This window comes from Beduini sp. (assembly GCF_047239305.1).
Lineage (GTDB): Bacteria > Bacillota_I > Bacilli_A > Erysipelotrichales > Coprobacillaceae > Beduini.
In genome coordinates this window covers 1-23,241 of the sequence record NZ_JBKTEM010000004.1, presented here as the reverse complement: position 1 = coordinate 23,241, position 23,241 = coordinate 1, and the positions used below count along the sequence as shown (strand labels likewise).

Sequence of the window (23,241 nt, the reverse complement as noted above, 5' to 3'; positions counted from 1 at the left end):
ATGATTATGGAATAAGATGGAATAAACGAGCTGTTGTCGCAATCACAAAACAGATGACAAAACCAAAAGCAGTTGGCAGTAAAAAAGAACAAATTGTCCACTTTAGGCTTTGAGTTTCCTTCTTAATGGTTAAGCATGTTGTTGAACATGGCCAATGCAGTAAACAAAACACAATCGTACATAAGGCGGTTACCCATGTCCAGCCATTATTTAAAAGAAGTGTGTATAATTGAGGATTGCTTAGTTCGATCAGACTGCTGGTAGACATATAGGTCATGATAATGATGGGAACAACAATTTCATTGGCTGGGAAACCAAGAATAAAAGCAAATAAGATTACTCCATCTAACCCGATTAAATGTCCTAAGGGATCAAGAAAATGAGCACAGTGCATCAATACGCTTAACCCATTTACCTGAATATTGGCTAATAGCCAAATGATGAGTCCGGCAGGAGCTGCGACAGCGATGGCACGTGCTAAAACAAAGAGGGTACGGTCTAACAGGGAACGAACAATCACCTTTCCAATCTGTGGTTTGCGGTAAGGCGGCAGTTCAAGAATAAAAGATGAAGGCACGCCTTTTAATAAAGTAGAAGAAAGCAGACGGGAAGAAACAAACGTTAAAAGAACCCCTAGCAAAATGACACCTGTCAGCAATAAGGCAGCATAGATCGTTCCCATAAATCCACTTTGACTGCCGATAAAAAACATCGAGATCAAAGCAATCAGGGTAGGAAAGCGGCCATTGCAGGGAATAAAATTATTGGTAATAATCGCAATCAGCTGTTCTCTGGGAGAATCAATGATGCGGCATCCGGTGACACCGGCAGCATTGCAGCCCAATCCCATGCACATGGTCAAGGCTTGTTTCCCACAGGTTTTAGCCTTTTTGAAATAATGATCTAGGTTAAAGGCAATTCTAGGCAGATAGCCAAGATCTTCTAATAAAGTAAACATCGGAAAAAAGATTGCCATTGGCGGAAGCATGACGGCTACAACCCAAGCCAATACACGATACATGCCATGAATGAGCATGTCAATTAATATGGTGGGAATATGCAGACTGTTCATAAAAAGAGCGAGCTGATCTTCCAAGGCAAACAGTGTATTTGATAAAAGCTGGGATGGATAATTAGCTAAGGAAATAGTAATCCAGAAAATGACGCAAAGGAGCAAAAGCATAATAGGAATGCCTGTTACTCGATTGGTCAGCCATTTATCAATCTTTCGTTCTTTATGGGGCTCCTGAGAGGCGGTGACGACCTGACTGGCAATCGTTTCTGCCTTTTTAACGATAGTATGAATAATTTGGTCTTCTAAAGCTTCCGTCTTTAGTGAATCTCGAATCTTCTTTTGTGCCTCAAAAATAACGTCGCAGTTATCGAGGGTTTTGATGTATGCATTGAGACGTTCGTTAGACGGACTGTCTAATAAGCGCAATGCTTGATAGCGAGAAGATGGAAGAGTATCAGAAGGCAGAAGTGCCTGCAGTGTTAAAAGATGCTGTTCAATGTTTTCATCATACACAATAGATAACGGTGAAAAAGGATAATCGTCAATCGTTTCTATGGTGCTTAAGAGATGATCAATCGTATGGGGATCACGAGCAGCCGCACCCACAACCGGAACCCCTAAAAGCTGTTCCAGCTTAATTAGATTGATCTTAATCTTTTTCTTTTTAGCTTCATCCATTAAATTGACACAGACGATGACGTGATCTGTAATCTCTATTGTCTGCAAGACTAAGTTTAGATTTCTTTCCAGACAGGTTGCATCACAAACGACGATTGTCGCTTTATTGTTTTCGTAACAGATAAAGTCACGGGCAATTTCTTCTTCAGCAGAATGTGCAAAAAGGGAGTAGGTTCCAGGTAAATCCACTAACGTATAGGATTGATCATGGATCGAGAAACTCCCTTCTGCTTTAGCGACTGTCTTGCCAGTCCAGTTGCCGGTATGCTGGTTTAATCCGGTTAAAGCATTAAAGATTGTGCTTTTGCCTACATTAGGATTCCCGGCTAAAGCAAGTATCGGTATTTCTTTCAAATCTATCGACCTCATTTATTATAATTTTTTGAGCATCCTCATTGCGCAATGCGATAACAGCACCACGGATATCATAAGCGATAGGATCGCCCGCAGGACTTTTCAAAATACATTCTATTTTAGTGCCGATGATTAGGCCGATGTCTTGTAAACGTCGACGCATGCTGCCACTCGTATTAATGTTTTTTACATAACCAATCTGTCCTTCTTCTAACGTATTCATTTTTATCATATTTTATGACTCCTTCTTCTCTTTGCCATTCTATTCTATGACTTATCTTATAAAATGGTTATCCAATCAGCCTAAAAAGTATCAGTAAACAACTAGAATAGTGTTTGTAAAAGGGGAGAAATTATAGTATCATTATGACCATAGACAGCAAAGTGAAATCTTTATAAGCTGTATTTTGTTTTAATGGGAAATGTAGTATAATACAGATAGGTGATAAAATGAAAATAAAGTTATACTTTGAAAATGAAAATGCCATTGCCAAGTCAGGAATCGGAAGAGCAATGAAGCATCAGGAAGAAGCATTGCGTTTAAATAATATTGAATATACAAAAGACAGCTCCTCAAAAGATTATGATATCCTGCATATCAATACCGTTTGGTATAACAGCTGGCGACAGGCAAGAAAAGCGAAGCGCTTAAAAAAGAAAATCGTGTTTCATGCGCATTCCACAGAAGAAGATTTTAAAAACTCATTTATGTTTAGTAATCTGCTTGCCCCTCTATATAAAAAATGGCTGATTCATATGTATAACTTTGGTGATGTCATTGTAACTCCGACACCATATTCAAAAAGGGTATTGGAAAGTTACCATATTCAAAGAGAGATTTATCCAATTTCTAACGGGATCAATTTAAACAACTTTAAAAAGGATGCTGCGAAAGAAAAAGTATTCAGAGAATATTTTCAGCTTGCCCCACAACAGAAAGTGATAATCTGTGTCGGGTGGTTTTTTGAAAGAAAAGGGTTTGATACTTTTTGTGAAGTAGCAGAACAGTTGCCGGAATACACATTTATTTGGTTTGGTGATAAACTTATGTCGGCGCCTACCAACAACATTCGAAAGCTGATGATGAATCCGCCTAAAAATGTCATTCTTCCGGGTTATATCAGCGGGGATGTCATCAAAGGAGCTTATTCTAATGCGGATGTGTTCTTTTTCCCAAGCCGAGAAGAAACAGAAGGGATCGTTGTATTGGAGGCTTTAGCGAGTGAGACGAATGTGCTTGTTCGTGATATTCCGGTTTTTGACGGCTGGCTAGTCGATAAAGAAAATTGTTATATGGGAAAAAATAATGAACAATTTATTACATTGATCAGACAGATTATCAACAAAGAAGTACCGGAATTAAAAGAAGCGGGGTATGAAGTGGCACGTAAGAGAAGCTTGCAGTATATTGGGGAAGATTTGAGAAAGGTATACGAGAGTGTACTGAAGAGGTAACCTTATGAAAGCGATAATAAAAAAATATGTCATGAACTTTGTCTGGATATTCTTATTTGCTTTTGTGGCGCTTTATTTTTCTTTAAAGGGTGAATTTCATCTTATTATGGATACCATTAGAAACGCAAAAGTAAATTGGATTATCGTAGCCTTTATTTTTATGGTGGTCTACAATTTATTAGAGGGGTATGCCTTATCGATATTTGGGAAACTTTATAATAAGGCGTATTCTTTTAGACAAGGCATTGTCAATTCTTTTTGTGCAACATTTTTTAATGGGATTACACCATTTCAAAGCGGAGGACAATTTGCTCAGGTGTATGTTTTCAACAAACAGGGGATTCAGCCATCGTATTCGGCTAGTATTCTTTTGATGAACTTTATAGTCTATCAATCAATAGTAGTGCTTTATACACTGGTCATTGTACTGTTTAAATATTCTTACTACAGTAAGAATTTTTCAGAGTTTTTCTCTTTGGCACTGATTGGATTTGCGATTAATTTTGTGGTTATTGTAGGGTTGTTTGTCGGAGCAAAATCTCGTACCTTACAAAGTTTCTTTGTCAATGTCGTCTTACGCATTGGAGCAAAAGTAAAAATCGTAAAAGATTATGAAACAACAGCGATGAAAGTGGAACGCCATTTGGAAGACTTTCGCAATGAACTGAAAGTTCTGCAGAAAAATAAAAATATATTAATTACCGTATCGATCATCAATGTTTTAAAATTAACTGTGTTGTATATCGTGCCTTACTTTTGTGCCAAAGCACTAAGTTTAGATATTGCTCAGCTGCATGTCAGTGAGTTTATCGGAATTACGGCATTTATTTATATGATCACTTCTTTTATCCCTATTCCGGGAGCTTCCGGAGGAAGTGAAGGAACATTCGTTATTATGTTCGGATTTTTACTAGGAGGCGTTGGAGCTAAAAGCAGTATGATCGTTTGGCGTTTTGTAACGTATTACTTAATGCTGATTCTAGGGGCATTAGTCTTTGCTTTAGATCCGCAAATCAATCGAAAGGAATAGAAATTATGAAGATTGGAATTTTTACAGATACATATTTACCGGATATCAATGGAGTTGCGACATCTTCTCACATCTTACGTCATGCGTTGGAAAAGCATGGGCATGAAGTATTGATTGTGACTTCTGAACTTCCAGATGACAGTGACTATAAAGATGAAGAGAATGTACTGCGACTGCCGGGGATTGAAATGAAGAAAATATATGGCTACCGCATTTCAAATATCTTTTCTTTCAAGGGAATGAAAGAAATTACGAATCAAGGATTGGACGTTATTCATATTCAGACAGAGTTTGGTATTGGCATATTTGGAAAGATTGCTGCGCAAATCCTAAACCTGCCAGTGGTTTATACGTACCATACGATGTATGAGGACTATACGCATTATGTTGCCGGAGGACTGACACCGCTGAATACGATTGTGAAAAAGTCAATTGAAAATATCAGCCGTATTTATGGCGATAATTGTACAGAACTGATCGTTCCTTCGGAAAAAACAAAAGAAGCGCTGATCAGCTATGGCTTAGAAAAAGATGCTCATATCATTCCGACTGGATTGATCTTGGATGCGTTTGATGAAAAAAATATCGATCAGGAAAAAGTAGCGGCAATTCGTGAACAGTATCAGATTAAGGATGAATTTGTTGTGACCTTTTTAGGGCGCTTAGCTCCTGAAAAAAGCGTAGAACTCATTCTTGAAGCCGGAGCATTATTAAAGCAGGATGGAGTACATTTTAAAATGATGATTGTCGGAAAAGGACCATCATTAGATGATCTGAAGGAAGAAGCACGTCGTTTAAAAATTGACGATGTAGTGATTTTTACCGGACCGGTGACAAGCGATCAGGTGCCTAACTACTATCATGCTTCTGATCTGTTTGTATCAGCATCAATTACAGAGACACAGGGCTTGACTTTCATAGAAGCGCAGGCATCCGGTTTAGTGGTGTTGGCACGTCATGATAAGAATTTAGAAAGTGTGATTGTAGATGGAAAGAACGGTTTCTATTTTACCGATGCGAAAGATTTAGCGGAAAAAATTAAGATGGTGCAAATGATGGATACGGCAGATATTCGTCATCAAGCTTATTTAGATGCACAGCAATACAGTGATGATGTATTTTATGAAAAGGTCTATGGTGTTTATCAGTTAGCGATTGAACATAAACACTATAGCTACAAAGTACAGAATTTATTTCCTTTAAAAAACAATCGTTATGAATGTGTTTTAAAATCAGATGAAAATGAAATTACTTTTGAACTTCCAGAAAGCATTATTAATAAATATGGCTTATATAAAGGAAAAACCGTTGAGCGTGATGAATTTGACGCTTTAAATGATCATGAGAAGGTGGCGGAAGCTTATCAAAGAGCATTACGTTTTTTGACAGTTAAAGACTATACTAAAAAACAAATTGTCGAAAAATTGAATCGTTTGGAACTTTATGATGATATTCAGATTGATATGACAGTGAATCTTTTGATGGATAAGAATCTGATCAATGATGAAGAGTACACGATTGATTATTTGCAGAGAGCCTCAAAGCTTGGCTTGGGGATCAACAAGGCAATCAGTAATTTGAGAATGAAGGGAATTGAAGATGAGGTAATCGAAAGGAATCGAGAAGCCTATGGTGAAGAGCAGGAATATGAAACAGCTTTGGAAATCGTTGAAAAGGCCTATGCCGCTAATTCACGCAAGTCACGTACAGCGATGATCGATGCGATTGCAGATAAGTTGTACCTGAAAGGGTTCTCGTCAGCTGTTATCAATAAGGTAATGACGACATTTGATTTCTATGCTGATGAGGAACTAGAAGAAGAATTGATATTAAAAGAATTTGATAAAGCATTTAAGCGTTATAGTCAGAAATTTGATGGCAAGCCTTTATATAATAAAATCTATATCTATTTAATGAGAAAAGGATTTGACTATCAATTGATTAAACAAGTAATGAAAGAGAGCGGTTATGAAGATGAGTAAAAAAATCCAGGAAATAAAGGCAGGAGATAATGGAGTCGAATTTGATGCCATTATCACACATGTAGTCAATGGAAAGACGAATAAAGCCCCTTATCTTTCTTTAACATTTCAAGATGCAACAGGATTGCTGGATGCGAAATTATGGGCAGCAACACCGGAACAGATTGCTACTGTAACAGCGGGGAAAGTTGTTCATGTCGTTGGTGATGCGATAAAATATAATGATGATCTGCAGTTAAAGGTCAATAAGCTTCAAATCTTGGATTCGAGTGAAGAAGAACAGGTGAAATATTTAAAAGCAGCGCCGATGGAAAGAGAAGATCTGCTTACAGGGATTGAAGAGTATGTTGCTAAGATTGAAAATAAAAAGCTGAATACGATTGTATCAGCATTGTTTAGTGAACATCAGGATCTTTATGTGATCTTTCCGGCAGCAAGCCGCAACCATCATGAATATGTATCGGGATTAGCATATCATACTTTATCGATGCTTCAGATTGCCGAAACATTATGTCAGCAGTATGAAACACTAAACAAAGACCTGCTGTTTTCCGGAGTGATTATGCATGATTTAGGCAAAGTGTTTGAATTAAGCGGACCGATTGTTCCGGAATATACGATGGAAGGTAAGCTGCTTGGTCATATTTCGATTGCTCAGGCCTTAGTCGAGCATTGTGCAAAAGAAAAGCAGATTGAGGGAGAAGAGGTTGTTTTATTAAAACATATGATCTTATCACATCATGGAAAGATGGAATATGGATCACCGGTACTGCCTTTAGTGAAAGAAGCGGAGATCTTATATTTAATCGATAATATCGATGCCCGTATGAATATGATGGATAAAGCTCTTGAAGGAGTTGAACCGGGAGGCTTCACTAAACGTGTGTTCTCTTTGGAAAACCGCAGTTTTTATAAACCAAAACTATATGAAAAAGATCCGGAACAGTAATCCGGATATTTTACTTTAGTATTTCATTTTTAATGTCTTCTAAATCCCATTGTCCCTGATGATCGGTGAATTTTGGATTAAATCCATCATGCTGATCATATCTGGGGATAATATGGAAATGCAGATGACTGACTGTTTGTCCGGCTGCTTCTTTAGCGTTTGTTAAGATATTTATCCCTTGGGCATTCAGGTTTTTCTTGATCTGATTCGCTAATCTTTTGGCTGCTACAATCATATGTGCCAAAGCCTCATCGTCTGCTTCTAAGACGGAATCATAATGCACTTTACTGATCACTAAAGCGTGACCTCTGGTTGCTTGAGAAAGATCGAGAATCGCCATACAAATATCATCTTCATAAAGAACGGTGCTGTTGATTTGATGATCTTTAATCATACAGAAAATACAATCTGACATAAGTAATCCCTCCTGTTTTATTCTAACATAAAAAGGGCTGAAACAGCCCAATTATTTAAGATAATTTTCATTAATTCCCTTGATGTCTTCAGCTAATCCTTTTTCAAAAACTTCAAATTGATAAGCTTTTAAATAATGTGCTTCTGCTTCAGAAGTCACATCTGTAATCGCTAATAAGCTTGTGACAATGGCATCTTTGTTTGCCTGACGGTCGGTATCCATAACGTTGATGACGGCATACTTTCCATCCGATAAAGCAACCGGTACACTATACATTCCATCAGTTGTAAAAGAGGTTGACATTTTCGCAATGCTGCTGTCCACTGTACTTGTCGAAGCTTTTGTATAAGTCAGTTTTTTATCCGGTACACTGCCAGTTGCCTCGTTGGCAGCATCTTCAAAAGTCATTTCACCGTTATCAATTTTACTGATATAGCTGATCGCATCGGATTCATTGTCTACACTGAAATAACGAATATAAGCATAACCGTATTTTTCAGCTAAAGTATCAAAGTTTTCTTCGATATACTTTTGTATCATCAATGTTTGTTTAACACTTGGTTCGATCATTTCTGCTTTGTAGCTGTCTATTGAATCAAAACCATTTGATTTAACGTATTCTAACAGCTTATCTTCTCCGCCGAGCATATCAGTATAAGATTTGATCGTTTCATTTACTTTATTATTGATCGCCTCTGTATCTGTGACTTCAATATTTGCCGCTATCAGTAATGCCTCATTTACAACTTTGTTGGCACCATAAGTAGAAAGCAGGCTTTCATAAATTTTTTGTTTTGTGAGTTCAATTCCGTTTTCCGTTTTAACAGCAATGTTATCGCCACCTGTCACTTTTGAAGTGATTGTGGTTTTATTAGAGGTGCACCCGCTAAGAAGTAACGCCACTGCTGCAATTATCATTGTTTTTTTCATATCATTACCCCTGTCTTGATGTTTCTCTTTGTTCTAACGCACTTTTTACGTAATCAGTGACTGCTTTTTCGATGGTTTCATCTCCATATTGAACATTATATGAATTGAAAACAATATACTCTAAGTATTGATCATAGAATGTATCAGATGACCAGTCTTTTAATGCAGAATCACTTGCAGACAGCTGTTCTTTAATAGTTTCTTTATCGGTGCTGTCAATCTTAATAATATGGTACCCATATTCACTTTTTACCGGTTCGCTGACTTCGCCTTCGTTCATTTCCAGCATCTTTGTTTTGAATGCTTCAACAAAGTTTGTTTTATTATCACATACTCCTAAGCTTCCGCCGTTTGCTGCAGAACCATCATCTGAATATTCCTTTGCTGTTTCTTCAAATGATTTTCCTAAAGCCAGCAAGTCTTGAACTTCTTTCAATTTTGCCGCTTCTTCTTCAGTTGGATTGTTAGGATCTGTCATCTTTACTAAGATATGGCTTACAATTCTTGGAGAAGTTAAATTATAATAATCTTCAAAGATTTCATCGAAATGAGATTCGATATACTGATTCATAAATTCTGAATATTGAAGATAGGTCATATAGGCATCTTTATATTCATCAAGATCACTATATCCCATATTTTTAAGTTGTGTTTTTAATGTATCTTCCTTACCGGAATAATTTTGCTTAATCGAACTGATCATGACATCGGCTTCTGTTTTCATATCTTCTGTAGCCGGACATTCCTTTTTCACAATTTCCTGCAAGATAACCTGATAAAGCGTTTGCGCTCCTGAGGCTGAAGAAATGATGCCATCATAAATATCATCAGCGAATATATATTCACCGTTTACTGAAGCCAGTGCTGATTTCCCATCAACTGTTTTGCCGGTTGTGCTTGAACACCCGCTCAATACTAGCATGAAAGCGATCGCTAACGCAGCTATTTTGTTTCGTTTCATATGATCCTCCTTAAATTTAACAGTCTTATTATAAACTTTTTATATATTTTTTTCAATAAAATAGGCGAAAACACATGAGGATTATGCATTTTCCCATAATATATACTAAGAGTGTGAGGTGAGATTGATGGAAGAATGTCGAGGAAGAAAAAATCCATTTGTTTTGGTCATTGTTTTGTTCATCCTTTTGATTATCATTGGCTGCGTATGTAACACTTGAAGGGAGGGGAAAATATGTTAGCTCATGAAAACTCTTTTTGCTTGATCTTAGTCTTATTTATCCTATTAGTTATCATCTGTGGTATCTTTTAATAGGAAGAAAAAGCAAACAAAAAAGAAAAAATCAGTATAAATAATACCTCATAGCGATCAAGCTGTGGGGTGTTTTTTATTTGTTGGCACCCTGATATTCTCTAAATGTTTTTTATAATAATGAGTACAGAACAGTAAGGAGAGAATGATGAGATCAGATAAACTGTTAGCACAGATGCGACTTTGTGTTCATTATTTGCATCATCGCAATGAAGACTAGGAAAGAATATAGATGATCTTGAGTGAGAAAGAATGTATGTGGTCAATTGTAAATCGTATCTATATTATTTTAAAAGCAGAAAAGAGAACTGATCATCAGTTCCCTTTTTGTTAATCATAGTAATTTTCTTCCTGATAGCTGTTTTGCTCACGATAAGTCTGAATAGAAATCTTAAAGATTACTAAGAGCGGCATCGCAATCACAACCCCGATCGGACCAAATAACGTCGAACCGGTTAAGATACCAAACAATACCCAGATCGATTTGATCTCGATCTTTTTAGAATAAATCTTGGGGGTAATATAATAAGCATCCAAATTAGATAAAATAAAGATCATCAAAAGAAGCAGTAAGACTTTTGTTGTTCCTAATCCTAAAGTGGTAATAAATCCAAAAGTATTGGCGAGGATCGGTCCGATATAAGGGAAGATCCCACTGACTCCTGAAAGCAAGCCCAAGGTAAACCAGTTAGGATGTCCGAGAATCAAATACATCCCACCATATAAAACTCCTTGAATACAAGAAAGAATTAAAAATGCTTTAATATAGTCTATTAGTCCCACGTCAATTTTTTTAAGATAAATCGGCAGTTTTGGGGAAATAAAGTGAGATACTTTTTTGATGCGTTTGCGTACATTGCTGTAATCTGCTAAGAAGTAAATACTTAAAACAATATAGATAATCACATTTCCTAAAATTGTCAGGGCTTGTCCGACCATACTCAATGATGTATTTAAGATACTGTCCGGGCGAATCACTTCATTGATCTTAGCGATCAAATAGCCGCTGTAACTGGAAATATCGATGTTGAATGAATTCATCAGAATCTTTTCTAATTCCTGAATACCGTTAGTGAAGGTAGTTGTTAATTCCATGATGTTTTTATAAAGCAATGGAAGCAAGGTACCGATCATGGCAACCAAAAACAACAGAATTAAAATGATGGTAATGCCGATGGCATAGTTGCGCTTGATGCGATGCTTTTCTAAATAACTGACAAAGGGCGAGAATACATAAGCGATTGTAAATCCAACAAAGAAAGGCTCAATGATTTTTAATACCATACGGACCCAGCTCATCCATACTGCTTGAGTTGCGTATAAAATATAAATAATGATTGAGAGTCCTAAAATGTTTAGGATCGTGAACATAAAGCGCCGGCTGCTGATTTGTTGTATGAGTTTCTTCAAGTATTCCATATTAGCCCTCCTACTCATTATAAATATAACACATTTCATCGTATTTATAAGTGCTTTTCTAAATAATAAAAAATAATATTTGTGAAATTTGTTGGAATTGCTGTTTTTGATAATAAAAGCGTTTATTTATGTCATATATAAGGTGCGTTACGCTTGAAAAATAATACGTAAAAAGGTATCCTAATAGTGCTTAAATCAGTTGATTTAAGTAGATTTTTATTAAATTTATAAGAGGAATGATAGGAATTAAATCGATAATTGAAAAAATATCACATATTCTCTTAAAAATATAATCATATTCATTGTTTTTATCTTGTTTTTCTACTAAAATAACTTAGAAAGGGGCGATACAATGTCGACTTTAAAAATAAAAGATTTACATGTAAGTATTGGTGAAAAAGAAATATTAAAGGGGATTGATTTAGAAGTCAACACTGGAGAAATTCATGCCATCATGGGACCTAACGGTAACGGAAAATCAACGTTATTATCAGCGATCATGGGACATCCTAAATATGAAGTCACTCAAGGGAGTATCACATTAGACGGGGAAGATGTATTAAGCATGTCAGTAGATGAACGTGCACGTGCCGGTCTTTTTTTAGGGATGCAGTATCCTCAGGAAATTCCCGGAGTTACAAATTCGGATTTTCTTAAATCAGCGATCAACTCACGTTTAGAAAAACCTATCTCATTATTTAAATTTATTCGTACCTTAGACAAAGGCATTGAAGAATTGGAAATGGATCCAAATCTTGCACATCGTTATTTAAATGAAGGGTTTTCTGGGGGAGAAAAGAAACGCAATGAAATATTACAAATGAAACTGTTAAAGCCTAAGTTTGCTTTATTGGACGAAATCGATTCAGGGTTGGATGTCGATGCACTTCGTGTCGTATCAGAAGCGATCAATTCAATGCGCAGCGATGATTTTGGGTGTGTGATGGTTTCTCATTATGAACGTTTATTTGAATTAGTTAAACCTACCCATGTCCATGTATTGGTAGCTGGAAAGATCGTTTTAGACGGTGGCTATGAAGTGATCGGAAAAATTGATCAGGAAGGTTACGATTGGGTTAAAGAATTAGGGATTGAAATGGAAGTAGAAGAAGCAAGACGTCCGATCATTTTGGAAAACTGCGGAAAGAAAGCATAGGGAGAATGTATGGAACAAGGAGTTAAATTGGAATATTCTATTTCAATCAAAGACGATCAGATTCATTCTCAGGATTTACCGACAGGAGTTAAAATCGATCAGACAACAATTATTTTCGAATCAAGCGAACCAATCTCAATGAATTTGAATATTGAGATTGAAAAACAGGATGTTGAAGTTCGCTATATTTTAAATCCGGGAGTTTCGGTAGAACTCATTGAAACCCGCTCAGGTGGTCATGGACATCACTTAAAGCGTCAGATTCAAGTAAAAGAAAATGCCCATTTAGCGATGCTGACATTGGACGAAAGCGACAGCAGCATCAAGGTCAGTGATGAGGTAGAAATTGACCGATTCGCTAACGTGGAGAGTGCTTATGCCGAATTATCATTGAGCGATGTGACGGGTAAATATGCTTATCATCTCATCGGTGAAGAAGCAAGCGCGAAAATTAAGATGGCTGCTCTTTCTAGCGAACAGTATAAAAAATCTTATGAAGTCTCTTTATTACATAGTGCAAAAGTGACTTATGGGGAAATGAATAATTATGGGGTAGTAAAAGATCAAGGGCATCTTTTCTTCGATGGTATTGGACATATCGAAAAAGGCTACAGTCAGTCGGCAACACATCAGACCAGCCGAATTATGGTTTTTGATAAGGAGTGTGTAGCCAAAGCGAATCCTTATTTATTTATTGATGAATATGATGTTAAAGCGAGTCATGCGGCTGGTGTAGGGCGCATGGATGAGGAACATCTATTCTATTTGCAGTCAAGAGGAATGACTAAAAATGATGCAATGCGTTTGATTACCTATGGATATTTGATTCCGGTAGTGGATGTTATTGATAATGAAACAGTAAAACAGGCGTTTAATGAAACACTTGAAAAAAGAATGGGTGATTAGATGTTTGATGTATACAAAATAAGAAAAGACTTTCCGATGCTGAATGGAAAGACTATGCAGGGGAAGCCGCTAATCTATTTAGACAGCGGAGCTACGGCATTAAAACCTAAGAAAGTCATTGATGCAGTATGTGAGTATCTTTCCGATTATTCAGGAAACTGTCATCGTGGGGATTATGATTTAAGCTATGAGGTAGATGTTGCTTTTGAAGGGGCAAGAAAAAAGATTGCGAATTTTATCAATGCCGAGGATCAAAATGAAATTGTCTTTACCTCAGGAGCATCGGAATCTTTAAATCTAGTAGCGTTTGGGTATGTTTATCCTCGCATCAAAAAAGATGAAGAGATTTTAGTGACTGTGGCAGAACATGCTTCTAATCTTTTACCATGGTTTGAGATTGAAAAAGCAACGGGAGCTAAAGTAAAATATATTGAATTGAACGAAGAGGGGAAAATCACACTTGAAAACGTGGAAAAAGCAATTACTCCGATGACGCGTATCATTTCGATTGCTCAGATTACCAATGTATTGGGGTTTGAAGCACCGGTTAAAGAAATTACTGCGTTGGCTCATACTAAAGGAATTAAAGTCGTTGTCGATGGCGCTCAAAGTGTTCCGCATATGCCAGTAGATGTCACAGATTTGGATGTTGACTTCTTGGCTTTTTCCGGGCATAAAATGTGTGGCCCAACAGGAATAGGCGTTCTTTATGGAAAATACGATCTATTACAGAAAACCAATCCGATTCGTTTTGGGGGCGGTTCAAATGCCCGTTTTAACAGCTGTGGGATTGTCAGCTTAAAGAATGCACCGGCTAAATTTGAAGCGGGTACGCCAAACATTGAAGGGGCGATTGGCTTAGGAGCGGCAGTTGATTATCTGAGTGCGATTGGCATGCGAAATATCCATCAGTATGAATTGGAGCTGCGCCATTATGCGATCGAAAAGCTGTCACAGTTAGATAATTTAGATATCTATAATAAGGATGGGGCAGGACCGATTGCCTTTAATATAAAAGGTGTCTTTTCACAAGATGGAGCCTCTTTGCTTAACAGCAAAGGCATTGCAGTTCGTTCCGGACAGCATTGTGCCAAGATTTTAGATGAATACTTAAAGGTAAGTCAGACACTGCGTGTTTCTCTTTATTTCTATAATACGAAAGAGGAGATCGATCAATTGGTAGAAGCCTGCAAGAAAGGGGATGACTTCTTAGATGCGTTCTTTAGATGATCCAATGCTGCTTAGAGAAATTATCATGGACCATTACGAATATCCACGTAACCATGAATTGACTGATGAAGCAGGATATAAAAGAGTGAATATGGATAGTGAAACCTGTATCGATAATATCGATGTTCAGGCGAAGATAGAAAATGGAATCATAGAAGATATTCGTTTTGACGGTGAAGCCTGTGCGATTTGCACAGCTTCTACTTCAATCATGAGCGAGCTGTTAGCGGGAAAAAATTTAAAAGATGCCCGTTATATTATTGAACAGTATATGAATATGATTTATGAAAAAGATTATGATGAAGAGGTTTTAGAGGAAGCAATTGCTTTCAAAAATACACATAAACAAGCCAACCGTATTAAATGTGCAACATTAGGATGGAATGGGCTTATTAAATTGATAGAAGAAAGTGAGGAATAAGCATGGCAATAGAAGATCTTGATATTCCTACAAACAATGCAGAGTATGATTTTAAAGATGAAGATGTTTCGGTTTTTAAAACACCCAAAGGGTTGAATGAAGAGATAGTGAGAGAAATATCTAAAATTAAAAATGAACCTGAATGGATGTTAGAGTATCGCTTAAAGTCATTAAAATGCTTTTTAGAAAAGCCAATGCCAACTTGGGGTGTAGATTTAAGCAAGATGAATTTTGATGAATACATCTATTACAATCGTCCAAGTGACAACTTAACGGATAAATGGGAAGAAGTTCCGGAAACGATTAAGAATACCTTTAATAAATTAGGGATTCCGGAAGCAGAACAGCATTTCTTAGCCGGAGCTTCGGCACAATATGAATCTGAAGTTGTCTATCATAATATGTTAGAGGAAGTCAGAGAAAAAGGTGTTATTTTCTTAGACATTGACAGTGGATTAAGAGAATATCCGGAAATTTTTAAGAAATATTTTGATACTGTCATTCCTTATAGCGATAATAAGTTTTCAGCTCTGAATGGAGCGGTATGGTCAGGCGGATCATTTATCTATGTTCCTCCGGGAGTAACTTTAGAAAAACCGCTGCAGTCTTATTTCAGAATTAATTCTGAAAGAATGGCACAGTTTGAAAGAACACTGATTATTGTTGATAAAGGATCGGATATTCATTATGTTGAAGGGTGTACAGCGCCGTCTTATTCAAAAGACTCACTGCATGCCGGAGTAGTGGAAATCGTTGTGCTGGAAGGGGCGAAATGCCGCTATACTACGATTCAGAACTGGTCAAAGAATATTTACAACTTAGTAACACAGCGTGCTAAAGTATATAAAAACGGCTCTATGGAATGGGTGGATGGAAACATTGGGTCTTTAGTCACAATGAAATATCCGACATGTATTTTAGCAGGAGAAGGTGCTAAAGGAACATGTATCACGATTGCAGTAGCCGAAGATTGTCAGATTTTGGATTCAGGATCAAAGATGATTCATCTGGCACCGCACACGTCTAGTCAGATTATCTCTAAATCGATTTCGAGAACAGGCGGGAAAGTGAATTATCGTGGCTTGGTGCATCATGGCAAAAATGCTTATGACGCAAAGAGTAAAGTAGAATGCGACACTTTGATTTTAGATGAGCAGTCAACAAGTGATACAGTACCGATCAATGCCATGATGAATAATGATTCGATTATTGAGCATGAAGCAACTGTATCAAAAGTATCAGAAGATCAGTTATTTTATTTGATGAGCCGTGGTTTGACCAAAGCACAGGCAACGGAAATGATTGTCATGGGTTTCATTGAACCGTTCAGCCGTGAATTACCAATGGAATATGCAGTTGAACTTAACCAGTTAATTAAATTGGATATGGAAGGCAGCGTTGGATAAAAAGACAATTCGTCAAGCAATGATCAAACAGCGCTTGACACTTAATGAGGAAGAATATCAGTCATACTCTTTGAAAATTATAGAGTCATTGCTGACTTCTTCTTTTTTTAATAAGGAAAAACCATTGGGAATCTATATGACCATCCGTCATGAAGTTGATACGCTTCATCTAATTTGCAATCTGTTGGAAAGGGGCATTCGTGTAGCCTTGCCTAAAGTAGAGCGGGATGGTATGCGCTTTTATAATATTGATAGTTTGGATCAGCTGATCTTAGGAACTTTTGGAGTTATGGAGCCGCCAAGTGATGATTTAGCGGAAGATCTTTCAACCTTGATTGTTCCTTTAGTTGCTTTTAATGAAAAGAAGGAACGAATCGGCTATGGCAAGGGTTACTATGATCGCTATATTGAACAATATCATCCGCAAACGATTGGGATTGCCTTTGAATTTCAAAAGCAGGAATTTGTCGGGGAAACGCATGATCAGCCACTAGATTATATTATTACTGAAAAACGAATTTATAAGTAAGCGATGGGTGGGATTCCATCGCTTTTTCTTGCTTAATCGGGTAACTTTCTTTATAATGAATGAGAAGAAAGGAAAATTTATGGGAAAAGATAAACAATTAATAAAAAATACCCTCATACTCGCAATTGGGATGGTGTTGCCAAAAATTTTCACTGTTCTTACAATCCCAATTTACAGTTCTTACTTAAATGTTGAAGAGTTTGGTGGGGTAGATTATGTAACGACAATCATTTTAGGATTAGTCGTTCCGGTATTAACTTTACAATTAGAAAATGGTGTCTTCCGCTATTTGATCGATGCGAAGAATGAAGAACAGAAAAAGCGTTATATTTCAACGGGTTATTTTCTTGTCTTGCTTTTATCCTTGATCGCGATGGTTGTCATGTATTTTATTCCGATCAGCGGATTAAATACACCGATGTTGAGAATCGTTCTTTCTGTTTATGTCGGGATTGAAACCCTGATTTTATTTTTTAGGAATGTGGTACGTGGTTTAGGAAAGAATGCTCAATATGCGTTAAACAGTATTATCTCAGTCATTGTCAACTTTATCATGATGGTCATTACGATGATGGTATTAAAAGCAGGAGTCAATGGTTATATGCTTTCTTTGCTGATACCTGATATTGTCGCCTTAGCTTATCTGATTTGGCATGAAAAACTGCATCGATATATTCGTTTGCGTTATTTTGATCAGGAGTATCTTGGAAAACTGCTGCGCTATTCTTTGCCGCTGATTCCGAATGCGATCTCTTGGTTTGTGATTAATTTTTCCGATAAGGTCATTATTATAGCGATATTAGGTCAAGCTGCGCAGGGAATCTATGCAACAGCATATAAAATACCGAATATGTTTAATATGTTTTATCAGGCATTTAACTTGGCATGGACAGAGTCTGCTTCAAGAAATGCCAATAAAAACGGATTAGAAAAATACTATTCGCGGATGTTCGCTCAGCTCTTTAAGCTGCTGTCAGGAGGACTTCTGCTTTTGATTGCTTTTTCTCCGTTTGTGTTTAAGGTGTTAGTAAGAGGTGCTTCTTATTTTGAAGCGATCAACTATATGCCATTGCTAATCGTTTCTACTTACTTATCTTGCATAGCGGCTTTCTATGGCAGTGTCTATGTTGTATGTAAGGAATCGAAAAAAGCGGGGGTTACCTCTTTTATTGCGGCAGTTGTCAATCTAGTTGTCCATTTTGCTTTAATTACTTGGCTGGGGCTTCATGCTGCGGTTATTTCTACGTTTGTATCATTCTTAGTACTGACATTGTATCGTGCTTACGACATCAATAAGCATTACTATAAAATCAAATATAATTATCGCCTGATCGTTTTGGTGATGATTATAACGATTTTGCTGGTGTGTTTATATTATGTAGATAATCTTTATGTCATGCTTTTAAGCATGCTGCTGTCTGTTGTGGTGGCATGGTTTATCAATCAGAAATTAATTAATCAAATTTTAAGAAAACTAATACATCGATAAATTGTATTAGTTTTTTATTTTACATCATATACTTTAAAGGGAGGTCATATGAAAATAAAATTACTGATTGTTGTTATTATTATCAGTTTATTTGGCTATTATCTCTATGGGCAATACCTGCAAATGATACCTAAAGCAAAAGACTACGGAAAAATGGAAGTTGAGAAATTTGTCAATGTCGTCGTTAATCATGCTACTTTAAGTTATAAAGATGTTGATGAGGAAGGATTAATTATTGTTGGACGTAATGAATCGGGAGATATTAGCAGTGTTGATTTTAACTTGGCAGGGGTAAATGAGATTGCCAATGAACTTGTTTATCATATTGAAACTGATTTAAATTATATTATGCGTGGCACTTATGAGGATGATGGAGAGGATACATACAGCAGGATCATTAAAGAAGTAAGCGATAATAAAGGGATAGTTTCTTATATTCCGGTAGCAAGCTTAATGGATGTTCCGATTCTTTCTTATCTCAATGTCAAAGTGCCATTAAAATATGAAATGATCTCTAATGTAAAATCAGAAGTGAAAACGGATGTGAAAAACTATGGAATCAACCATGTTGTAGTGAAGATCGTCATTGAAATCAGTGTCCAGCAAAATGTGATATCTCCTTTTTTTAGTGAACCATGTATTTTTACTTATCAGTATCCTCTGGTGGTAAAACTGGTCAATGGATTGGTTCCGGGTTATTACAGTGTTTATCAAAATCCCAATCAGAATCAGGGGCAATACCAAAATAATATTTTGAATTAGGAGGACTATGAAAAATTTAATCTATGACTTTTATGGAATCTATGTAGAATATATTAATGGAAATTATTTTGAATATGAAAATATGCATTATTTCTGCTTGGAATGCAAGCTAGAGGAAGCGGCTTTTATTAAGCAGTATCAAGTGTATGAACAAAGTTTTTTAAATACCGGCGGTACCCATCATCTGTATTTAGTGAAAAATCGCTACCAGCACTATATCTCTTCAAATAGGATATTACTTTGTTCAAAGGACAAAGAGGTGTATTTGACAGAACTAATTCAGCAAAGCCTGTTTCCTATTGAAACAGGACGCTATGAAGAGATTATCAATAAGTGGATTAAAGAGATGGACCTTGTTGAAAACCGTGTTCTACCGGCAATTATGGGGCAATCTCATCAGTTTGAGTATCTTTATGCTCTCACTATTTATTATTTAGGGATGGCGGAAAGTGCATTGGCTTATCTGCAGGACTATTTTAATAAAACAATGACCTTTCAAAAGTCATTGTCTCTGCATGCCAGACAGCTGGACACTTATTTAGATTGGCTGAATCCCTTTTGTTATAGAACCGATCATTATCTGAACTTTTTAGTGAGAATGTACAGTCGTTCTTATTTAACGATCGATCAGGTCAAGGAATATACAATTTCATTTCAGTCGGCTGATCTGATTTATATGTACAGTGCCATGTTGTATCCGGAGGATTTCTTTAGTGATATTCTTTTATATGTTCAGGATCAAATTGATGAAAAGGCGTTTGTTAAATATTATCAGCATATTGAAATCAGTGAAAAAAGACTGAAGGATTTTTATACCTTTATTGCCGAACCAACTCAATTAAGACCGTTAGAATGGCTTTAATGCTTAACAACATCCCTAATTTATGCTATGATTACAAAGAAAGTAGGGATGTCATGAAGAATATACAAACATTGATCGAGGCGATCAAAAATCATCAGGATACAAGAGCGATGGTCACTTTGCTAAAAGAGGCTGTAAAAGAAAATCCGGTTGAATTGGAGACAGATTTTCTTTTTGATCTGTTAACGGATGAAGATAATAAGATAAGAAAAAATGCAGCTGTGATTGTACGCTGCTGCGGACTTATGGATCATGAAAAGGAATTTATCGAACTGTTTTTGAAGGAAGAAAACTGGATCGTAAAAAATGAGATGATTGAAGCTATCAAAAACTTCTCATTGAAAGATCATTTATTGATGCTGCAGGAATTTTATGAAGGTTTAAATGTATCATTGGATGATCCAAACTGGCGCCATAAAGAGGAAATGAAGGGGCGTTTGATGGAAATATTCCATTATTATGGAAGCATTAAACATCCACAGTTTATCGATTTAGCTAAAAAAACAAAAGTGATCTTAACTACATTGAATACAAACCGCGAATTGGTTTTCGATAAACTGGAAACAAAGAATAAAAAAATGACATCTATGGGTATCCTGCTGTTGGCGGATTCTATTCGTGATCTTGAAAAGATTCGTGATTATAATGAATTGTTACTGGTGCTGAAAGGGTTCAAAGAAATTGACTTTAATATTGATGTCATTGCGAAACAAATCGTAGATTCCGGATTAGTGGAACAATTAAATCAGATGCATAAAGGCGATGGCATCTATTCATTTAGAATTGAAACCTCTTCATTAAAGAAAGATAAGCTTAAAAACGATGAAATTAAACGATTAGGGCTTAAAATTCAAACTTTATCAGAGGGAAAACTGATCAATAATGCGTCAGACTATGATATCGAATTAAGATTAAGAGAAACGCCTAAAGGGTTCTGTCAAGTTTTTTTAAAGCTTTATACGTATCATGATCCTCGTTTTGAATATCGTAAAAATGCTTTGGCAACATCTATGCAGCCATATGTGGCGGCAAGCATCGCAGACTTGATTTTGCCTTTTGTTACACCGAAAGCAAAAGTTATTGATTTATGCTGCGGCAGTGGGACATTGTTGATTGAACGTGATTATATTGAACCCTGTAAGTTTTTGATGGGAATTGATGTTTTTAATGATGCTATCAAGATGGCAAAGGAAAACAGCGAGCTGGCAGGAGTTAACATTCATTTTGTGCAAAGAGATCTGAATCGTTTTACCCATGCCCATCAGTTTGATGAGGTGATGGCGAATTTACCAATACAATCCGCTAACAAAGATCGTAAAAGCATTGAAACACTGTATATGCAGTTTATGAAGAAAGCGATCGAACTAACCGTTCCGGAGGGATTTATTTTTGCTCATACAAGCGATACGGAGATTTTTAAGAAAGCAATGCGTTTTTATAAGGATCAGATCGAACTGATCGACGAAAAGAAAATGACCATCCGCAGAGGACAAAGTGCACTCTTCATCATTCAGGTGAAGTAGTGCTTTTTTTGTCGACATAATCTTGGTATAATAAGGGGAGAGAGACTGGTGGTAAGATGATAGCTAATGTTAAAATGGTTTATGAAGCCATGAGCAGTCAAGAAGCATCACGCTATGCTTTTGCAGAAATGACGATAAAAAACTGGGATTATTTTTTTGCGGCTTGCGGAGCCGAAACGGGGAATGAGATTTTAGAAGAAGTGACGAAGATTCTCGAACATTTTATTGGTGACCGCGGCTTTTTACAGCGAATCTATCGAGAAACTTTTCATTTCTTAATTTTATTTGATGAGAATCCCGATAAAGAATTGGATGATCAAGTACTCGATGCTTTTCTAAGTGAATTGGTCGATCAGCTTTTTGATATCCCTTACCCATTGCTGTTCCATAATGTTTATACTTCTTTTGGCATCTTGCCTCCTTGGGAGCTTAAGGGTACTTATGAGGAATTAGTCAATAAAGCGTCGATCATACGTACTAACTGCCCTGAGCTAATGAAACGTTCATTTTGTTTTGAAGTTTTTACAGAGGGAAAATATCAGCGCTATTTAAATCACATTAAACAGATGCGCTGTATCACGCATGCCAGAACCCATGATCATTTTATTTATTATATTCAGCCTAAGATTGACCTATTAACAAATAAGATCATTGGCGGGGAGGTCCTTTTAAGGTGGAAGGATGAGTCGGGAAAAGTGATTCCAACCAATGAATACATACCTTATCTGAGTACGTTTGGTGAAATTTATCTGATTGATCTTAAAACTTATCGAAGTGTTTGTACATATCTTAAAGAAGGCTTGGATCAGCATCAGGCACGTGTACCGATGAGTTTTAATATCTGTGCGAATAATTTTAGCGATCATGCTTTTGTGAATGATTATTTAAGTATAACCGAAGAAATCGGGGTTCCTCATTCATACATTGAGTTTGAGTTTATGGAAGATATAAAATTTGATCAGGGAAATCATGTCTTTGAAATCATTCAAGAGTTTAAAGAGGCGGGGTTTTCTTGTTCGATTGATGATTTTGGCAGAGGGAATTCTTCGTTTGCGGTACTGATTAATTCCGATTTAGATATTATCAAGCTGGATCGTCTCTTTTTTAAAGAACCGTTAGATGAGAAAAGAAAACAAATGATCATACATTTGGTAGGTATGATCAAGGAAATGGGGATGAAAGTCCTTGCTGAAGGCGTAGAAACTCAAGAATATGTAGACTTTCTAAAATCGATTGCCTGTGATTATATTCAGGGATTTTATTATTACAAGCCAATGCCGTTGGAAGAGTTTCAAGTATTGCTGGATCAGCAGCATAGTCAAGAAGTCCTTTAATAAAGGATTTTTTTATTTTAACCACAAAAAAAGATATCTGGCAGGATATCTTTATCTAAAGGTATTATTAAACTTGGAGCGGGTGATGGGAATCGAACCCACGTAGTCAGCTTGGAAGGCTGA

At 36.5% G+C, this 23,241-nt stretch carries 23 protein-coding genes; 17 read left to right on the top strand and 6 right to left on the bottom strand.

Going from position 1 to position 23,241, the window contains the following annotated elements:
- Nucleotides 1-4 precede the first annotated feature (4 nt).
- Together feoB and ACLRVU_RS08400 are read right to left on the bottom strand one after the other, a co-directional pair.
- The gene (gene feoB / locus ACLRVU_RS08405) at nt 5-2,047 is read right to left on the bottom strand and encodes a ferrous iron transport protein B (RefSeq protein WP_412891520.1); all 2,043 of its coding nucleotides are present in this window, start codon (nt 2,045-2,047) and stop codon (nt 5-7) included.
- Nucleotides 2,007-2,279: a FeoA family protein gene (locus ACLRVU_RS08400; RefSeq protein WP_147552068.1), complete on the bottom strand. Its 273-nt coding sequence runs from the start codon at nt 2,277-2,279 to the stop codon at nt 2,007-2,009. Before ACLRVU_RS08400 ends, feoB begins: the two co-directional genes overlap by 41 nt.
- Nucleotides 2,280-2,497: 218 nt before the next feature.
- Between ACLRVU_RS08400 and ACLRVU_RS08395 the strand changes: the two genes are divergently transcribed.
- From ACLRVU_RS08395 to ACLRVU_RS08380, 4 genes are read left to right on the top strand one after another with little or no spacing between them, the layout of a single operon-like run.
- A complete protein-coding gene (locus ACLRVU_RS08395) occupies nt 2,498-3,502 on the top strand; it encodes a glycosyltransferase family 4 protein (RefSeq protein WP_412891519.1) in 1,005 nt (334 codons plus the stop codon).
- 4 nt (nt 3,503-3,506) lie between these two features.
- Nucleotides 3,507-4,532 carry a lysylphosphatidylglycerol synthase transmembrane domain-containing protein gene (locus ACLRVU_RS08390; protein ID WP_147552073.1) on the top strand — a complete coding sequence of 342 codons (1,026 nt, stop codon included), beginning with the start codon at nt 3,507-3,509 and terminating at the stop codon, nt 4,530-4,532.
- Between the two features lie 5 nt (nt 4,533-4,537).
- On the top strand, nt 4,538-6,514 hold the full coding sequence (locus tag ACLRVU_RS08385) for a glycosyltransferase (RefSeq protein ID WP_412891518.1): 1,977 nt from the start codon (nt 4,538-4,540) through the stop codon (nt 6,512-6,514).
- Entirely contained in the window at nt 6,507-7,463 is a 957-nt protein-coding gene (locus ACLRVU_RS08380; protein WP_412891517.1) for an HD domain-containing protein, read from the top strand. Before ACLRVU_RS08385 ends, ACLRVU_RS08380 begins: the two co-directional genes overlap by 8 nt.
- A 10-nt stretch (nt 7,464-7,473) precedes the next feature.
- Here the strand turns inward: ACLRVU_RS08380 and ACLRVU_RS08375 are convergent, their stop codons facing one another.
- From ACLRVU_RS08375 to ACLRVU_RS08365, 3 genes are read right to left on the bottom strand one after another with little or no spacing between them, the layout of a single operon-like run.
- Entirely contained in the window at nt 7,474-7,878 is a 405-nt protein-coding gene (locus ACLRVU_RS08375; protein ID WP_412891516.1) for an HIT family protein, read from the bottom strand.
- Between the two features lie 51 nt (nt 7,879-7,929).
- The gene (locus tag ACLRVU_RS08370; RefSeq protein ID WP_412891515.1) at nt 7,930-8,808 is read right to left on the bottom strand and encodes a hypothetical protein; all 879 of its coding nucleotides are present in this window, start codon (nt 8,806-8,808) and stop codon (nt 7,930-7,932) included.
- A gap of 4 nt (nt 8,809-8,812) precedes the next feature.
- Entirely contained in the window at nt 8,813-9,769 is a 957-nt protein-coding gene (locus tag ACLRVU_RS08365; protein WP_412891514.1) for a peptidylprolyl isomerase, read from the bottom strand.
- 127 nt (nt 9,770-9,896) lie between these two features.
- Here ACLRVU_RS08365 and ACLRVU_RS08360 point away from each other — a divergent pair, with 127 nt between their 5' ends.
- Complete coding sequence (locus ACLRVU_RS08360) at nt 9,897-9,989, top strand: YjcZ family sporulation protein (protein ID WP_074434788.1); 93 nt, start codon at nt 9,897-9,899, stop codon at nt 9,987-9,989.
- 14 nt (nt 9,990-10,003) lie between these two features.
- A complete protein-coding gene (locus ACLRVU_RS08355; protein WP_074434793.1) occupies nt 10,004-10,081 on the top strand; it encodes a YjcZ family sporulation protein in 78 nt (25 codons plus the stop codon).
- A gap of 330 nt (nt 10,082-10,411) precedes the next feature.
- Here ACLRVU_RS08355 and ACLRVU_RS08350 read toward each other — a convergent pair whose 3' ends face one another.
- Entirely contained in the window at nt 10,412-11,500 is a 1,089-nt protein-coding gene (locus ACLRVU_RS08350) for an AI-2E family transporter (protein ID WP_412097168.1), read from the bottom strand.
- A gap of 352 nt (nt 11,501-11,852) precedes the next feature.
- On the opposite strand from ACLRVU_RS08350, the gene sufC reads away from it, so the two are divergent.
- From sufC to ACLRVU_RS08295, 11 genes are all read left to right on the top strand, one after another.
- Nucleotides 11,853-12,656, top strand: a complete 804-nt coding sequence (gene sufC / locus ACLRVU_RS08345; protein ID WP_412891513.1) for a Fe-S cluster assembly ATPase SufC — start codon at nt 11,853-11,855, stop codon at nt 12,654-12,656.
- A 9-nt stretch (nt 12,657-12,665) separates the two neighbouring features.
- Nucleotides 12,666-13,562, top strand: coding sequence for a SufB/SufD family protein (locus tag ACLRVU_RS08340; RefSeq protein ID WP_412891512.1), 897 nt, complete (start codon nt 12,666-12,668; stop codon nt 13,560-13,562).
- Complete coding sequence (locus ACLRVU_RS08335; RefSeq protein ID WP_412891511.1) at nt 13,563-14,792, top strand: aminotransferase class V-fold PLP-dependent enzyme; 1,230 nt, start codon at nt 13,563-13,565, stop codon at nt 14,790-14,792.
- Nucleotides 14,776-15,213 carry a Fe-S cluster assembly sulfur transfer protein SufU gene (sufU, locus tag ACLRVU_RS08330; RefSeq protein ID WP_147552095.1) on the top strand — a complete coding sequence of 146 codons (438 nt, stop codon included), beginning with the start codon at nt 14,776-14,778 and terminating at the stop codon, nt 15,211-15,213. Before ACLRVU_RS08335 ends, sufU begins: the two co-directional genes overlap by 17 nt.
- A gap of 2 nt (nt 15,214-15,215) precedes the next feature.
- Nucleotides 15,216-16,619 (top strand): Fe-S cluster assembly protein SufB, encoded by a 1,404-nt coding sequence (gene sufB, locus ACLRVU_RS08325; RefSeq protein WP_412891510.1) that lies wholly within the window; start codon nt 15,216-15,218, stop codon nt 16,617-16,619.
- Entirely contained in the window at nt 16,612-17,148 is a 537-nt protein-coding gene (locus ACLRVU_RS08320) for a 5-formyltetrahydrofolate cyclo-ligase (RefSeq protein ID WP_412891509.1), read from the top strand. Before sufB ends, ACLRVU_RS08320 begins: the two co-directional genes overlap by 8 nt.
- Nucleotides 17,149-17,227: 79 nt before the next feature.
- Nucleotides 17,228-18,637, top strand: coding sequence for a lipopolysaccharide biosynthesis protein (locus ACLRVU_RS08315; RefSeq protein WP_412891508.1), 1,410 nt, complete (start codon nt 17,228-17,230; stop codon nt 18,635-18,637).
- Between the two features lie 48 nt (nt 18,638-18,685).
- Nucleotides 18,686-19,399 carry a sporulation protein YunB gene (locus tag ACLRVU_RS08310; RefSeq protein ID WP_412891507.1) on the top strand — a complete coding sequence of 238 codons (714 nt, stop codon included), beginning with the start codon at nt 18,686-18,688 and terminating at the stop codon, nt 19,397-19,399.
- A 7-nt stretch (nt 19,400-19,406) separates the two neighbouring features.
- Complete coding sequence (locus ACLRVU_RS08305; RefSeq protein WP_412891506.1) at nt 19,407-20,261, top strand: hypothetical protein; 855 nt, start codon at nt 19,407-19,409, stop codon at nt 20,259-20,261.
- Nucleotides 20,262-20,314: 53 nt separating this feature from the next.
- Nucleotides 20,315-21,784 (top strand): methyltransferase domain-containing protein, encoded by a 1,470-nt coding sequence (locus ACLRVU_RS08300; RefSeq protein ID WP_412891505.1) that lies wholly within the window; start codon nt 20,315-20,317, stop codon nt 21,782-21,784.
- 56 nt (nt 21,785-21,840) lie between these two features.
- Nucleotides 21,841-23,118 carry an EAL domain-containing protein gene (locus ACLRVU_RS08295; protein WP_412891504.1) on the top strand — a complete coding sequence of 426 codons (1,278 nt, stop codon included), beginning with the start codon at nt 21,841-21,843 and terminating at the stop codon, nt 23,116-23,118.
- The last annotated feature ends 123 nt before the right edge of the window (nt 23,119-23,241 follow it).

Coding starts and splice junctions, on each gene's coding strand:
- ACLRVU_RS08300 (WP_412891505.1), top strand. CDS start 20,315: ATGAAGAATATACAAACATTGATCGAGGCGATCAAAAATCATCAGGAT.
- ACLRVU_RS08350 (WP_412097168.1), bottom strand. CDS start 11,500: ATGGAATACTTGAAGAAACTCATACAACAAATCAGCAGCCGGCGCTTT.
- ACLRVU_RS08360 (WP_074434788.1), top strand. CDS start 9,897: ATGGAAGAATGTCGAGGAAGAAAAAATCCATTTGTTTTGGTCATTGTT.
- ACLRVU_RS08365 (WP_412891514.1), bottom strand. CDS start 9,769: ATGAAACGAAACAAAATAGCTGCGTTAGCGATCGCTTTCATGCTAGTA.
- sufC (WP_412891513.1), top strand. CDS start 11,853: ATGTCGACTTTAAAAATAAAAGATTTACATGTAAGTATTGGTGAAAAA.
- ACLRVU_RS08395 (WP_412891519.1), top strand. CDS start 2,498: ATGAAAATAAAGTTATACTTTGAAAATGAAAATGCCATTGCCAAGTCA.
- ACLRVU_RS08340 (WP_412891512.1), top strand. CDS start 12,666: ATGGAACAAGGAGTTAAATTGGAATATTCTATTTCAATCAAAGACGAT.
- ACLRVU_RS08315 (WP_412891508.1), top strand. CDS start 17,228: ATGGGAAAAGATAAACAATTAATAAAAAATACCCTCATACTCGCAATT.
- ACLRVU_RS08370 (WP_412891515.1), bottom strand. CDS start 8,808: ATGAAAAAAACAATGATAATTGCAGCAGTGGCGTTACTTCTTAGCGGG.
- ACLRVU_RS08390 (WP_147552073.1), top strand. CDS start 3,507: ATGAAAGCGATAATAAAAAAATATGTCATGAACTTTGTCTGGATATTC.
- ACLRVU_RS08355 (WP_074434793.1), top strand. CDS start 10,004: ATGTTAGCTCATGAAAACTCTTTTTGCTTGATCTTAGTCTTATTTATC.
- ACLRVU_RS08375 (WP_412891516.1), bottom strand. CDS start 7,878: ATGTCAGATTGTATTTTCTGTATGATTAAAGATCATCAAATCAACAGC.
- sufB (WP_412891510.1), top strand. CDS start 15,216: ATGGCAATAGAAGATCTTGATATTCCTACAAACAATGCAGAGTATGAT.
- ACLRVU_RS08380 (WP_412891517.1), top strand. CDS start 6,507: ATGAGTAAAAAAATCCAGGAAATAAAGGCAGGAGATAATGGAGTCGAA.
- ACLRVU_RS08400 (WP_147552068.1), bottom strand. CDS start 2,279: ATGATAAAAATGAATACGTTAGAAGAAGGACAGATTGGTTATGTAAAA.
- ACLRVU_RS08385 (WP_412891518.1), top strand. CDS start 4,538: ATGAAGATTGGAATTTTTACAGATACATATTTACCGGATATCAATGGA.
- ACLRVU_RS08295 (WP_412891504.1), top strand. CDS start 21,841: ATGATAGCTAATGTTAAAATGGTTTATGAAGCCATGAGCAGTCAAGAA.
- ACLRVU_RS08310 (WP_412891507.1), top strand. CDS start 18,686: ATGAAAATAAAATTACTGATTGTTGTTATTATTATCAGTTTATTTGGC.
- ACLRVU_RS08335 (WP_412891511.1), top strand. CDS start 13,563: ATGTTTGATGTATACAAAATAAGAAAAGACTTTCCGATGCTGAATGGA.
- sufU (WP_147552095.1), top strand. CDS start 14,776: ATGCGTTCTTTAGATGATCCAATGCTGCTTAGAGAAATTATCATGGAC.
- ACLRVU_RS08305 (WP_412891506.1), top strand. CDS start 19,407: ATGAAAAATTTAATCTATGACTTTTATGGAATCTATGTAGAATATATT.